The organism is Phenylobacterium sp. (genome assembly GCF_046291545.1).
GTDB lineage: Bacteria > Pseudomonadota > Alphaproteobacteria > Caulobacterales > Caulobacteraceae > Phenylobacterium.
This window is the reverse complement of sequence record NZ_JBKBSM010000004.1, coordinates 269,581-282,624: the sequence shown is the minus strand read 5'-3', so window position 1 is coordinate 282,624 and position 13,044 is coordinate 269,581. Positions and strand designations below refer to the sequence as shown.

At 70.6% G+C, this 13,044-nt stretch carries 12 protein-coding genes; 5 read left to right on the top strand and 7 right to left on the bottom strand.

The genetic code is table 11. The features are described 5' to 3' along the window. The first annotated feature begins 89 nt into the window (after positions 1–89). On the top strand, positions 90–641 hold the full coding sequence (locus ACK4YQ_RS12490) for a hypothetical protein (RefSeq protein WP_409611735.1): 552 nt from the start codon (positions 90–92) through the stop codon (positions 639–641). After that, a complete protein-coding gene (locus ACK4YQ_RS12485; protein WP_409611734.1) occupies positions 638–1,474 on the top strand; it encodes a hypothetical protein in 837 nt (278 codons plus the stop codon). The genes ACK4YQ_RS12490 and ACK4YQ_RS12485 overlap by 4 nt, the downstream gene beginning before the upstream one ends. A gap of 6 nt (positions 1,475–1,480) precedes the next feature. On the opposite strand, the gene accC is transcribed toward ACK4YQ_RS12485, so the two are convergent. Genes accC through aroQ form a run of 3 tightly spaced genes read right to left on the bottom strand, consistent with a single transcriptional unit; the run spans position 1,481 to position 3,795 of the window. Further along, positions 1,481–2,839 carry an acetyl-CoA carboxylase biotin carboxylase subunit gene (accC, locus tag ACK4YQ_RS12480; protein WP_409611733.1) on the bottom strand — a complete coding sequence of 453 codons (1,359 nt, stop codon included), beginning with the start codon at positions 2,837–2,839 and terminating at the stop codon, positions 1,481–1,483. A gap of 4 nt (positions 2,840–2,843) precedes the next feature. Next, a complete protein-coding gene (gene accB / locus ACK4YQ_RS12475) occupies positions 2,844–3,329 on the bottom strand; it encodes an acetyl-CoA carboxylase biotin carboxyl carrier protein (RefSeq protein ID WP_409611732.1) in 486 nt (161 codons plus the stop codon). A 28-nt stretch (positions 3,330–3,357) separates the two neighbouring features. After that, on the bottom strand, positions 3,358–3,795 hold the full coding sequence (gene aroQ, locus ACK4YQ_RS12470; RefSeq protein ID WP_409611731.1) for a type II 3-dehydroquinate dehydratase: 438 nt from the start codon (positions 3,793–3,795) through the stop codon (positions 3,358–3,360). An 88-nt stretch (positions 3,796–3,883) separates the two neighbouring features. Here aroQ and thiS point away from each other — a divergent pair, with 88 nt between their 5' ends. Further along, positions 3,884–4,084 carry a sulfur carrier protein ThiS gene (thiS, locus tag ACK4YQ_RS12465; protein ID WP_409611730.1) on the top strand — a complete coding sequence of 67 codons (201 nt, stop codon included), beginning with the start codon at positions 3,884–3,886 and terminating at the stop codon, positions 4,082–4,084. A 1-nt stretch (position 4,085) separates the two neighbouring features. Then, entirely contained in the window at positions 4,086–4,874 is a 789-nt protein-coding gene (locus tag ACK4YQ_RS12460) for a thiazole synthase (protein ID WP_409611729.1), read from the top strand. Here ACK4YQ_RS12460 and ACK4YQ_RS12455 read toward each other — a convergent pair. The 4 genes from ACK4YQ_RS12455 to ACK4YQ_RS12440 all read right to left on the bottom strand — a co-directional run bounded on the left by ACK4YQ_RS12455 (position 4,871) and on the right by ACK4YQ_RS12440 (position 11,294). Further along, entirely contained in the window at positions 4,871–6,379 is a 1,509-nt protein-coding gene (locus ACK4YQ_RS12455) for an FAD-dependent oxidoreductase (RefSeq protein WP_409611728.1), read from the bottom strand. The genes ACK4YQ_RS12460 and ACK4YQ_RS12455 overlap by 4 nt on opposite strands. Before the next feature lie 108 nt (positions 6,380–6,487). Continuing rightward, positions 6,488–7,216, bottom strand: coding sequence for a DsbA family protein (locus ACK4YQ_RS12450; protein WP_409611727.1), 729 nt, complete (start codon positions 7,214–7,216; stop codon positions 6,488–6,490). Positions 7,217–7,239: 23 nt separating this feature from the next. Beyond that, positions 7,240–8,643 carry a M48 family metalloprotease gene (locus ACK4YQ_RS12445; protein ID WP_409611726.1) on the bottom strand — a complete coding sequence of 468 codons (1,404 nt, stop codon included), beginning with the start codon at positions 8,641–8,643 and terminating at the stop codon, positions 7,240–7,242. Between the two features lie 50 nt (positions 8,644–8,693). Continuing rightward, the gene (locus ACK4YQ_RS12440) at positions 8,694–11,294 is read right to left on the bottom strand and encodes a ribonuclease E/G (RefSeq protein ID WP_409611725.1); all 2,601 of its coding nucleotides are present in this window, start codon (positions 11,292–11,294) and stop codon (positions 8,694–8,696) included. A gap of 408 nt (positions 11,295–11,702) precedes the next feature. Here ACK4YQ_RS12440 and ACK4YQ_RS12435 point away from each other — a divergent pair, with 408 nt between their 5' ends. After that, positions 11,703–12,878, top strand: coding sequence for an N-acetylmuramoyl-L-alanine amidase (locus tag ACK4YQ_RS12435; protein ID WP_409611724.1), 1,176 nt, complete (start codon positions 11,703–11,705; stop codon positions 12,876–12,878). The last annotated feature ends 166 nt before the right edge of the window (positions 12,879–13,044 follow it).

Below are 13,044 nucleotides of genomic sequence, written 5' to 3'. Positions count from 1 at the left end.
GAACGTCGGAGCGGGCACGCCGCACGCCGAATCTACGCCCGGTTGCGTCGGCCGGGCTTCGGCGCCAGGGTTGAGGACGGGAGGGCGCGATGTCGATCATCAGGCAGGCATATCCCGACTCGCACGGCGTGGTTTGGATCGAGGCCGATCACACCCGGATCGACATCGACCTTCGCCTGCCGGCTGCGGAGCGACCGGCGCCGCCCAGGCCCAGGCCGCCGGAGCGCGAGCGAGAACCGGACACCCAGACGTCCCCCGGCCGGGAGCCGCTTCCGAGCCCGGCGAAGCTGCCGGAGGACCCGACGCATCGGCCGATCATCACCTACCTGATCACGGAGACGCCGACCGGGGTGTGGCCCGGCCCTGGCGGCGAGTTCGACCACGAGATGCAGGCGCTCGAGGTGCTGGATCTGACGGCCGCCAGGACCCTTGGCCTGGAGGACGTCGAGGTCGTGGTCGAGGCGGCGTTGAAGCTCCCGTGGCGGCTGGTCGGGCAAGTCGCCGCGAGCCAGATCCTGGCGCCCTTCGCCAGCGCGGCGGCGGTGGAGCTGCTGACCGACCGGCTGCATGCGCGCATGGGCCAGGCCGCGCCGGCGGTCGTATGGGCGCGGCCCGGCGAGGATGAGGCGGAGCCCAGATGACCGAGGCCGCGCCCGACGGCCAGGACGAGGCGTTCCGCGGCGCGACCGCCAACCTGCGGGAGACCGCCAAGTGGCTGATCGGCGGGCTGGTGACCACGGCCGTGGCCGTGCTGGCCGGGAGCCCGCTGACGGGATTCGGCGCGCTGGAGGTCGGTTGGCGCCTGTGGGTGGCCGTCGGCGGCGCCCTGGCGGCCTACCTGCTGCTGGGGCGCCTCTTGTGGCTGGCGCTGCAGGTGGTGGTGGCCGACTCGATCACGATCGCCCAGCTGGCCGAAGCCGAGCGCAGGGGCGAGGCGGCCCCCAAGCGGATCGCCGGGCGTCTGCGGCCTCGTCTGCCCGCCGGGGCGACGACCTTTCGCGAGGTGACGGATCGGCATCGCGACCTTCGGACGGCCGCCGAGCGCGGCGATCCTGGGGCGCTGGAAGTCTACACGGCGTTCGCCGCCGACCTGCGCGCACTCGGCCCGCAGGTCGGGTTCGAGTACAAGCTGGACCGCTTCAACCTCTTGCGCCGACGCCTGTTCCTCGAAATGCCCGGAGTGATCCTCGGGGTGACGGCGTTCGCGTGGGCGGCCAACCCGCCGCCGCCGCCGCAGGTCCTGTCGGGCGTGCCGACGCGCACGAGCTTCCAGCTCGATCGGGACGAGGCCCTGGCGCTGGCGCCGGCGGTCTCGCCGGCCTGCTACCGGCCGACGCTCTCCGGAGGTCTCGCCGGAGAGGGGATCGTTCTCGTCCAGCTGGAAGGGCGCACCGAGATCGTCACCCTTCCGCCAGGCGACTGCCAGCCTGTCCGCCTGGCCCGGCAGAACGGGCGATGGTTCCTGGCCCAGTAAGGCGGCTCAGGCCGCGCCTTCGGCCGCCTGGGCCTTCATCCAGCGTTCCAGCCAGTGGATGTCATAGCGGCCGGCCAGGATGTCCGGGTTGACCAGCAGGTCCTGGAACAGCGGGATCGTCGTCTCGATGCCGCCGACCACCATTTCGCCCAGGCAGCGGTTGAGCCGGGCGATGCACTCGTCGCGATCGCGGCCGTGGACGATCAGCTTGCCGGCCAGGCTGTCGTAGTACGGCGGGATGGAATAGCCGGCGTAGAGCGCGCTATCGAGCCGCACGCCCAGGCCCCCGGGGGCGTGGAAGTCGGTGACGAGTCCGGGCGAGGGGGTGAAGGTGCGCGGGTTCTCGGCGTTGATCCGGCACTCGATCGCGTGCCCCTCGAAGACCACGTCCTTCTGGGCGAACGACAGCGGCAGGCCCGCGGCGATGCGGATCTGCTCGCGGACCAGGTCGATGCCGGTGATGGCCTCGGTGACCGGATGCTCCACCTGAAGACGGGTGTTCATCTCGATGAAGAAGAACTCGCCGTTCTCGTACAGGAACTCGATGGTGCCGACGCCGAGGTAGCCGATGCGGCGCACCGCCTCGACGACGATCTCGCCGATCCGGGCGCGGGCCACGGAGTCGATCGCAGGAGAGGGCGCTTCCTCGAGGAGCTTCTGGTGGCGGCGCTGGAGCGAACAGTCGCGCTCGCCCAGATGGCAGACGTTGCCGAAGGCGTCGGCGATCACCTGGATCTCGATGTGCCGCGGGGTCTGCAGGTAGCGCTCCATGTAGACCGCATCGTCGCCGAAGGCGGCGCGCGCCTCAGCGCGGGCCGTGGAGACCGCCTCGGCGAGATCCTCCTCGGTCTTGGCCACCTTCATGCCGCGACCGCCGCCGCCGGCGGCGGCCTTGATCAGGACCGGAAAGCCGATGGACTTAGCGGCTTCGAAGGCTTCCTCCTCGGTGGTCACCGCGCCGTCGGAGCCCGGGACCACGGGGATGCCGGCCTCCTTCACCGCCTGCTTGGCGGTGATCTTGTCGCCCATCATGCGGATGTGCTCGGGACGCGGACCGATGAAGGTGAAGCCGTGGGCGCCGACGATCTCCGCGAACCGGGCGTTCTCGGACAGGAAGCCGTAGCCGGGATGGATGGCCTGGGCGCCGGTGATCTCCGCCGCGGCGATGATCGAGGGGATGTTCAGGTAGCTCTTGGCGGCGGGGGCCGGGCCGATGCAGACGCTTTCGTCGGCCAGGCGGACCCACATGGCGCCGGCGTCGGCCTCGGAGTGCACCGCGACGGTGGCGATGCCCATCTCCTTGCACGCGCGATGGACCCGAAGCGCGATCTCGCCGCGGTTGGCGATGAGGATTTTGTCGAACATCGTCCTACTCGATGACGACGAGCGCTTCGCCGAATTCGACGGGCTGGGCGTCGCCGACGAGGATCTCCACCACCTTGCCCGCCCGCGGCGCGGGGATCGGGTTCATGGTCTTCATGGCCTCGACGATCATCAGGGTCTGGCCCGCCTGGACGGTGTCGCCGACCTGGATGAAGGCCGGAGCGCCGGGCTGCGGCTGCAGGTAGACGGTGCCGACCATCGGCGAATTGACAACGTCGCCCTTGCGCTGGGCCTCGGCCGCGGGGGCCGGATGGCCGCTCTCCGCCGCCGGCGCGACCGCCGCGACCGGAGCGGGCGCATAGACCGGGGCCTGGGCGGCCGCGGCCGCGACCAGGGTCTTGGCGACCCGGATCTTCAGGCCGTCGCGCTCGACCTCGATCTCGGACAGGCCGGTGTCGGTGAGGATGTCGGCCAGTTTGCGGACCAGACGCGCATCGATCGGGTCGGCGGGGGCCTTGGGCGTGCTCGCCATGGAAGAATCCTCGTTTAAGCGCGGGGGCCTAGCGGGCGCGGCCCGCGGCGGCCTCGACGGCCAGTTCATAACTTGCGACGCCGAAGCCGGACACGACGCCGGTCGCCGCGAGCGACACATAGGTGTGACGGCGGAACTCTTCGCGCGCCGCCGGGTTCGACAGGTGGCACTCCACGATCGGGATGGAGAGCGTCTTCAGAGCGTCCAACAGGGCCACGGAGGTGTGGCCGTATCCGGCAGGGTTGATCACCAGGGCGCAGGCGGCCTCGCGCGCCTCCTGCACCCAGTCGATGAGCTGGCCCTCGTGGTTGGACTGGCGGAACACGACCGTGCGCCCAAGGGACTGCGCGCGCCGCTCGCAGGCCCTGCGGACGTCGTCGAGGGTCTCTTTTCCGTAAATCTCAGGCTCGCGGACGCCGAGGAGGTTGAGGTTCGGCCCGCTCAGCACATAGATCGGTTTCGACATTCGGCCCCGTGGTCGATTCCGGGGTCTTGTACCGGGCCGCGGCGGGGGTCACAAGCACTCGGGCCAAGAGCGGACAGGAAGGGCCGGCATGAAGCTGACCATCAACGGCGAGGAGCGCAGCTTTTCAGCGCTTTCGAACGTGGCCGCCCTGGTGGAGACGCTGGGGCTGGACGCGCGCAAGGTGGCGGTGGAACGCAACCTGGAGATCGTGCCGCGTTCGGCCTATGCGGAGACGGCGATCGCCGAGGGCGACCGCATCGAGATCGTTCATTTCATCGGAGGCGGCTGACATGGATGGCGCGATCCACGCCGAAGACACCTGGTCCGTCGCGGGCCGCACCTTCCGCTCACGGCTGATCGTGGGCACCGGCAAGTACAAGGACTACGCCCAGAACGCAGCGGCGGCGGAGGCCGCGGGCGCGGAGATCGTGACCGTGGCCCTGCGGCGGGTGAACCTGTCGGATCCCACCCAGCCGATGCTGGTCGACCACGTGAAGCCGGACCGCTTCACCTTCCTGCCGAACACGGCCGGCTGCTTCACCGGAGAAGAGGCGGTGCGCACCCTGCGCCTGGCGCGGGAGGCCGGCGGCTGGGACTTGGTGAAGCTGGAGGTCCTGTCCAACACCAAGCACCTGCTGCCCGACATGGAGGAGACGCTGCGGGCGCTGAAGCTGCTGATCGCCGACGGCTTCCAGGTGATGGTCTACTGCACCGACGACCCGGTCTACGCCAAGAAGCTGGAGGACGCGGGCGCGGCGGCGATCATGCCGCTGGGCGCGCCGATCGGCTCGGGCCGCGGCATCCAGAACCTGTTGAACCTGGGGCTGATCATCGAACAGGCCAAGGTGCCGGTGCTGGTCGACGCCGGCGTCGGCACGGCCTCGGACGCGACGGTGGCCATGGAGCTCGGCTGCGACGCGGTGCTGATGAACACCGCCATCGCCGAGGCCAAGGACCCGATACGCATGGCGCGGGCGATGAAGCATGCGGTGATCGCCGGGCGCGAGGCGTTCCTCGCCGGCCGCATGCCCAAGCGGATGTACGCCGATCCGTCCTCGCCGCTGGCGGGGCTGATCTAGGCGGTTTCCGCGCGAAGGCGGTCGATGTCCGCCTGCGGCGACAGGCCGAGAGCCTGCATCAGCGGCGCTCTGTCCGGGCCCAGCCTGGGGGGATAGGCCGCCGCGTTGCGCCGCTTGCCCCGCGCCCAGAAGCCCAGAACCCTGACGAGGTTGTTCGGCCGCCTGAGCCAGGCCGAGGGCGGCTCCAGCATGTGGAAGCCGCGCAGCGCCTCGCGCAGGACCTCGGGGTCGGAGCGCACGGCGATGTTGATCCCGTCCTCCACGAAGCTCTTGATCAGGCGCGCGCGCAGATCGGGCCGGTAGCCGGGCGTGAGGGTGTGGCGGGCGCGGCGGATGGACGAACGGTCCTGGTCGCGCATCGAGACGTAGTAGGGGCGAAGCTCGGCGTGGACCTTCCTGTGAAACAGGCGCAGGCGCTCGGCCGGGCTGTCCGCGGCCTCAAGGGCGTCGCGAAGTCCGTAGGCCGTCACCGCCGCGAACGAACAGCCGCGGCCGTAGAGCGGGTTGGTGCGCACAAGGCTGTCGCCCACGGGAAAATAGCCGAGCACGGCGGGCTCGCCCTCGTGCACCAGGTCGCGCCAGCGGCTCTGCAGGTCCCCCATGCCGAAGACCCGGCTGATTCCCTCCGCCCGCGCGGGGTCGACCCACAGGGAAGGGCCGGGCAGCTGGCGGCAGATCGCATCGAAGGTCTCGGGCCGCACCACCGCCTTGCGCAGCTCCATCTCGATCTCAGGCAGGCACAGGGTGATCGAGAAGTGGCCGTTGTCGCCGGGGAAGACGCCGTACTTCAGGAAACCGAGGTCGCCGTTGGCGGGCGGCGACCCGCGGGGCGGCTCGGCCTGGCCGGGCAGGAGCCGGTAGTGGCGGGTGAAGTAGAGTATCCGCGACGGCTCGGCCTCCTCGCGGACACGCACGCCTTCTTCGACGAGTTGCTCGATCCCGGAGGAGGTGCGTCCGCCCGCGTCGACCACCAGATCGGCCAGCAGGTGGCGCGGCCCTTCGGCCGTGTCGACGGAGACGCCGGCGACGACCGGCGGGCCCAGGTCTGGGCGCTCCACCAGGAGCCGGCGCACGAAGGTCTCGGGCCGGATCTCCACGCCCGGCAGCCGTTCGACATACCGGCGGATGACGAGTTCCAGGGTGGTGCGCCGGCTGGTCAGCACGACGAGGTCGCCGTCCTCGGGCCGGGGGGCGTAGGTCTGTCTGTGCAGTTCGGTGAGCATGCCGTCCAGGCCGAGCTCTCGGCAGCCGGCGGCGCGCAGGTCGGCCAGGAGCTCGGGGTGGCCGTCGCGAATGATGGTGCGCAACCGCGCCAGGAACGCATGGCTGTGGCGCAGGTGCCCCACGCCGCGGCGCTCCCACTCGGCGAAGGCGGTGTCGGCGCTCCCGTCCGGCGGCTCGGGATCGCGTTCCAGCAGAACCACTTCGCGGCCCGTGGGCGCCAGGGCCAGGGCCACGCACAGGCCGGCGATGCCGGCGCCGATCACCAGAACTCGTTCGGCCATGTCGCCTCCCGCCGCGGCCGCCTGCGGTGTTGTCGCAAGAGCCTAGGCACGAGCCGGCCGTTTCGAAAAGCCTGACGCGGCGGAACTGCGGCCGAATAGTTGCGCCGCTCAGCCGGTCTTCATGGTCTTGGAGCGGGCCTCGGCGATGGCGCGGCGCAGGGCGGCCATGTCTGCCCCGGAGACGATGGTGTCGCCGACGACGAAGGCTGGCGTGCCGTTGATGTGAAGCTGCCCGGCGAGTTCGTGCACGTCCTGGAGCTGCTTCTGGACCTCGTCGGACTTGCCGCCGGCCTTGGCCACGGCCGGGTCGACGCCGACCTCCCGCAGGATGCGGTCGATGGCCGCCTCGTCGAGGGCCTTCTCGGCCATGAAGCGGGCGTAGATCTCCTTGGTCTTGGGCTTGGCCGCGGGGGAGAGGATCACCTGGGCGGCCAGGTCCGATTCGCCGCCGAAGATCGGGAACTCCTTGAACACGAAGCGGACGTCCGGGTTCTCCTCGATCAGTTGCAGGACCTCCGGCGCGGCCAGCTTGCAGTAGCCGCAGCGGTAGTCGAAGAACTCCACCACCGTGACGCCGCCGTCCGGATTGGCGACGAAGTCGCGGGGATCCTGCTCCAGCTGCTTGCGGTACTTGGCGAGGTTGGCCTGGGCGGACTTGGCGGCCTCCGCCTGCTGCTTCTCCTGCAGCTTCTCGACCGCCTCCTGGATGACCTCGGGGTGTTCAAGCAGATAGGCGCGCACGCGCTGGCCGAAGGCGGCGTCGTCCAGCTTCTGGCAGCCGGTCAAGGCGAGGAGGGCGGTCGCGCCGAGCGCGATGTGACGTAGGCTGGGAAGCATGTCTCTTGTGGCTTGAGCGCGGCTCAGCGGATGGAGCCGCGGCGGATGGAGCCCTCGCGGGCGAGATCGCGGAGGTCCTCCTTGGAGGGCTCCGAGGTCAGGACGATGTCGGTGGCGCGCCGCCACTCGGGCGAATCGCGCTCCAGCAACTCGCGGGCGCGCATGGCGAACACGCGGGCCTGACGGGAATCGCCGATGGCGAAGTTGTACTCGGCGGTGGCCAGCCGCGCGCGGCCGTCCTCGCCGAGCTTGTCGTAGGCCGTGGCCAGAAGGCGCCAGGCGACCGCGTTGTCGTCCTCCTGGGTGAGGGCCTTGCGCAGCTCGGCGACGCCTTCCTCGGTCTTGGCCTTGTCGTCCAGGGCGATCAGGGTCTGCCCCAGGTTGATGCGAAGCAGCGGGGCCTCGGGCATCAGCTCGACCGACTTGCGCTGCGGCGCCTCGGCCTCGGCCGCGCGGCCGTACTCGAACAGGATCTGGCCCTTGAGCTCCCACAGGTAGGGGTTTTCCGGCTGTTCGGCGAGGAGCTCGTCGATCTTCTTCAGCGCCTTCTCCGGCTCCTTGAGCTGGTAGTAGGCGATCGCCCGGGCGTAGCGGGCCGGGTAGGAGGTGTCGGTCTCGGCATAGTCGACCATCGCCTTCTGGGGATTGATGAACCCCTCCAGCTTGGCCTTCATGATCTCGTGTTCCGTGATCGCCTCGGGGGGATCGACCGCGTCGTAGTGGGGCAGGGTCTCGACCTTGGCCCGCAGCGCCTCGATCCGGTCGGAGGAGAGCGGGTGGCTGCGGAAATAGGCGTAGCGCCGCGCCTCCTGGAAGACCTCCTGATAGCGGAAGTTGTCGAAGAACTCGACGAGGCCGCGGCCCGACAGGCCCGCGCGCTCCAGGTTGGCGGCGCCCGCCTGGTCGGCGCGGGATTCCTGCTCGCGGCTGTAGCCGAGGGCGCCGATGGTTCCGAAGTAGTTGGCGCTGCCCATCAGGCCCGCCGCGGCTTCGCCCGAGCCGGCCACGGCGGCCAGCACCCCAAGGCCCATGGTCAGCAGGAACGGCACCATGCCCGCCCGGCCCATCTCGCCGGAGCGGGCGCTGTGCCCCCCGGCGAGGTGGCCGACTTCGTGGGCGATGACGCCCTGAAGCTGGTTCGGGTTCTCCGTCTCCAGGATCAGGCCGGTGTAGACGCCCATCGTACCAGGGGCGGCGAAGGCGTTCAGGTCCTTGGACCCGATCAGCAGGATCTCGATGTTCTTGGATTCGACGCCGGCAGCGGCGAAGAGCGGCTCGGAGTCCTTGCGCAGGATCGCCTCGATCTCGGTGTCGCGGATCAGCGACATGCCTTCCTGCGCGCTGGCGGCGACCGGAGCCGCCGCCACGCCGAGGGCGAGCAGCGCAGCCAGGGCCTTGCGGGACGCGGACCGGGCGAAGGACGTCATACCAGAACTCCGAACGCGCCCCCCGTGCCCAGTCCGCATACCCTAGCGCCTCAGCCCCTGCGCCACCAGCCTCGCCGCGGCGCCGGCGGCGGCGAGGTGATCTCGGCCGGATCCGGCTCGCGCGGCGCCGGCTCGGCTTCGACCATGACCGGCTCCGCCTCGGGGGCGGGAGCCGGTTCAGGCTCGGCCGGCGAGGGCGCCGCCGGCTCGGCGGCTTCCGCAGTCTCCGCAGCCTCTGCGGCGGCGGTTTCGGCGGCTAGCTCGGCCTTGGTCTTGCGCTTGCGCGTGCGGGCCGGCTTGGCGGGCGCGGCTTCAGGCTCGGCGGCGGGCTCCGGCGCCGCTTGCGGGGCTTCGGCCTGCACTTCGGCGGGGACCGCCTCCTCGGCCGCCGGTTCGCCGGCTGGCGCCGCGGCGGCGTCGGCCTTGCGGCCACGGCTGCGGGTGCGGCGCGGCTTCTTCGGCTTGTCCTCGACGGCGGGCAGTTCGACCCAGACGTCCTCTTCCTCGCCGTGGGCGACGGACGGGGCGACTACCGGCGCAGGGGCCGGCTCAGCCACGGCCGCCGGAGCGGACGCGGCCGGTTCGGCCGGCGCCGTGGGCAGGCGCATGTCCTCGGCCGGGTCGTACCAGATGAACGGGTTGTCGCCGTAGGGCACCCAGGGGCGGACCCAGGAGAAGACGTCCTGCGGCCGCGATTCGTCGCGCATCCGCCGACCGCCCCGGCGGCCGCGGCGGCGGCGGCGGCCGCCAGCGCCGCCCTCCTCGTCGCTCTCGCGGGCTTCGGCGGCGGGGCGCGGTTCGGCCTCGCGCGGCTCGTCGCGGCGACCGCGGCGGCGGCGACGGCGGCCGCGGCCGCCGCGTTCCTCGCTCTCGTCCTCGGACTCGGCGACGGCGCCCTCCTCGACGGCCTCGTCCTCTTCCTCGTCTTCGAGTTCCTCCGCCTCGTCCTCGACCTCCTCGAAGTCCTCGGCGATGGGCTCATAGGCGGGAACCGCGCCGGAGGCGTAGGCGATCTGGGCGTGGTCGGCGCGGGTCTCGCTGGACGTCCGTTCGATCTCGTGCTCGGCGTGGGGCAGGGCGTCGTCGATCTGGACGGTGAGGAACAGGCCCAGCTTCTCGTGGATTCGGGCCAGGTGGCCGCGCTTTTCGTTGAGGATGTAGAGCCCCACGGCGCGGGGGACCTTCAGCGTCGCCTCGCCGCCGCCCTTCAGGGCTTCGATCTCGACGGCGCGCAGGGCGGCCAGGGCGCTGGATTCCACCGAGCGCACGCGGCCGGTGCCGGCGCAGTGCTCGCAGACGTGGGTCGTGCCTTCCAGGACGCCGGTGCGGCGGCGCTGGCGGCTGATCTCCATCAGCCCGAAGGCGCTGATCTTGCCCATCTGCACCCGGGCGCGGTCGTCCTTCAGGCAGTCCTTCAGCTTCTTCTCGACGGCCCGGTTGTTCTTGGCCTCGTCCATGTCGATGAAGTCGATGACGATCAGGCCGGCGAGGTCGCGCAGGCGAAGCTGGCGCGCGGCCTCCTCGGCCGCCTCCAGGTTGGTCTTCAGCGCGGTGGCCTCGATGTTCCGCTCGCGGGTGGCGCGGCCGGAGTTCACGTCGATGGCGACCAGGGCCTCGGTCTGGTTGATCACCAGATAGCCGCCCGAGCGGAGCGGCACGACCGGCGTGTAGATCTGCGCCAGGTGGTCTTCCACCTTGTGCTTCACGAACAGCGGCGCCGGCTCGCGGTAGGGCATCACCTTCTTGGCCTGCGAGGGCATCAGCATGCGCATGAAGTCGCGGGCTTCCTTGAAGCCGGCCTCGCCCTCGACCCAGACCTCGTCGATGTCCTTGTCGTAGAGGTCGCGGATGGTGCGCTTGACGAGGTCTTCCTCCTCGTAGATCAGCGCCGGCGCGATCGAGTGCAGCGTCGTCTCGCGGATGTTCTCCCACAGGCGCAGGAGGTACTCGTAGTCGCGCTTGATCTCGGCCTTGGTGCGCTTGGCGCCCGCCGTGCGCACAATCAGGCCCATGCCCTGGGGCACGTCCAGGCTCTGCACCACGCCCTTGAGGCGCTTGCGGTCGGTGGCCGTGGTGATTTTGCGGCTGATGCCGCCGCCCCGGGCCGTGTTGGGCATCAGCACGCCGTAGCGGCCGGCCAGCGACAGGTAGGTGGTCAGGGCCGCGCCCTTGTTGCCGCGCTCTTCCTTGACGACCTGCACCAGCATGATCTGCCGCCGGCGGATCACCTCCTGGATCTTGTAGCGCCGCATCAGCCGCCGGCGGCGCCGAGCGACTTCCTCCTCCATGACGTCGTCTTCGTCGTCGGAGACAGCGTCCTCGTCGTCGGCGTCCACCTCGCGGGCGACCGGCGGTTCGTCATCCTCCTCGGCCTCCTCGCGCAGCAGCGCTTCGCGGTCGGCGACCGGGATCTGGTAGTAGTCCGGATGGATTTCGTTGAAGGCCAGGAATCCGTGGCGGTTGCCGCCGTACTCCACGAACGCCGCCTGCAGGCTCGGCTCTACGCGGGTGACCTTCGCGAGGTAGATGTTGCCCCGGAGTTGCTTTCGGCTCTGGCTCTCGAAATCGAAGTCTTCAACGCGGTTCCCGTCGACCACCACCACGCGCGTCTCTTCGGCGTGTGCGGCGTCGATTAGCATCTTCTTTGACATTAAGCGGATCTCCGCGGCGCGCCACGGACACGTGGCCCAGGCGCTGCCGCTCTGTGTGTGGGGCGCACGCCGCTCCGCCGGTCGCGCCGTCGAAGGCGACGGCGCGGGCGGTCCAAAGCCGGAATGGGGCTTGAGCGGCGAGGCCCATGATGTGTTCCCAGGCGCGCCAGGGGGCGCGGATCGGATGATGATGCGCCGTCACCGAAATCGGTCCAACCCGGCGCGAGCGAATGTCGCGCGGAACCGACCCCGGCAGGCGGGGCTCTTCTCGCGCGGCGCGACTTTGCAACACAAGGCGGAAAAAGAAAAGCGGCTCTCGTTCGCGTGGGCGGTTTAACCGTTTGTGCACCCGGCGCTGCCGTATATTCGTTCAAGGTTACTGTACTCGAAACACGGGTCTCAAAGCGCATGTTGGCGCGGCTGGGCGGCATTATCAGGCGACGGAGCGTGCGCGCGGCGGTGGTTGCGGCGGGCGCCTTGTCGTGCCTGGCGGCCGTCGCGGTGTCGCAGGCGGCGGTGGCGAACGCTGGCGTGCTGAAGGTGCGCCTGGGCGGTGACCGCAACGAAACCCGCATCGTCATCGACCTGGAGCGCTCGGCCAGCGGCAAGGTCGCGGCCGACGGGGCCGACCGGCGCCTCGTCATGTCGCTCGCCGGCGTGGACGTGGAGGGCGGCCTGCAGGGCTCCGGCCACGGGCTCGTCAAAAGCTGGACGCTGGAGGACGCGCCGGGCGGCGCGCGGCTCAACGTCGACCTGTCGGCCGAGGCCTCGATCAAGCGCCGCTTCCTGCTGCCGCCGGCGGACGGCGTGGACTACTACCGCTACGTGATCGACGTGGCCGCCAAGGCCCCGGTCAAGGACGGCCAGGTTCGGCTGACCTCGGCCCCGGTCAAGGCGCCGCCGCTGTCGCTGAAGCGCGTGATCGTCATCGACGCGGGCCACGGCGGCAAGGACCCCGGCGCCCGGGGCGCGGCCAGCAACGAAAAGGACATCAACCTAGCCGCGGCGCGGGCCCTCAAGGCCCGACTCGAGAAAAGCGGCCGCTACAAGGTGGTGATGACGCGCGACAGCGACGTCTATGTGCCGCTGGAAAGCCGGGTGCAGATCGCGCGCCGCGCCGACGCGGACCTGTTCATCTCGCTGCACGCCGATTCCGGCCCCACGACCGACCTGCGCGGCGCCAGCGTCTATACGCTGTCGGAGAAGGCCGCCGGCCGCTCCGCCCAGTTCGTCAATCGCGACGACTGGTTCATGAAGGCTAGCCTCGCCGGCGGCGGGGTGAGCGACATCCTGCTGGACCTGACCCAGCGCGCCACCAAGAACCGCTCGGCGATGTTCGCCGAGGCGCTGCTGGAGCGCATCGACGACGAGGTGCAGCTGCTGCGCCGCAGCCACCGGGAAGCCGGTCTTGTGGTCCTGCTCGCCCCCGATGTGCCCGCGGTGCTGCTGGAGATGGGCTTCGTCAACAACAAGGACGACGAGGCGCTGCTGCGCGACCCGGCCCGGCGCGCCCAGTTCATGGACGCCGTGGGCGATTCCATCGACGACTACTTCAGCCATCAGACGAGGCTGGCGGCCCGCTGAGCCTGGGCGGCCCGCGAGGCGGCGCTTCAGACCCGCGCTGCGCATCCCGATCGGGGCTCCCGGCCTCGCGGCGATGTGCGGCGCCTGAGGCCGCAAAACCGGCTTCCACTTTCGCGGGACGCGCTCTAGACCTCGCCTGAGGGCGAAGGCGCGCTCGGAGGTTTGC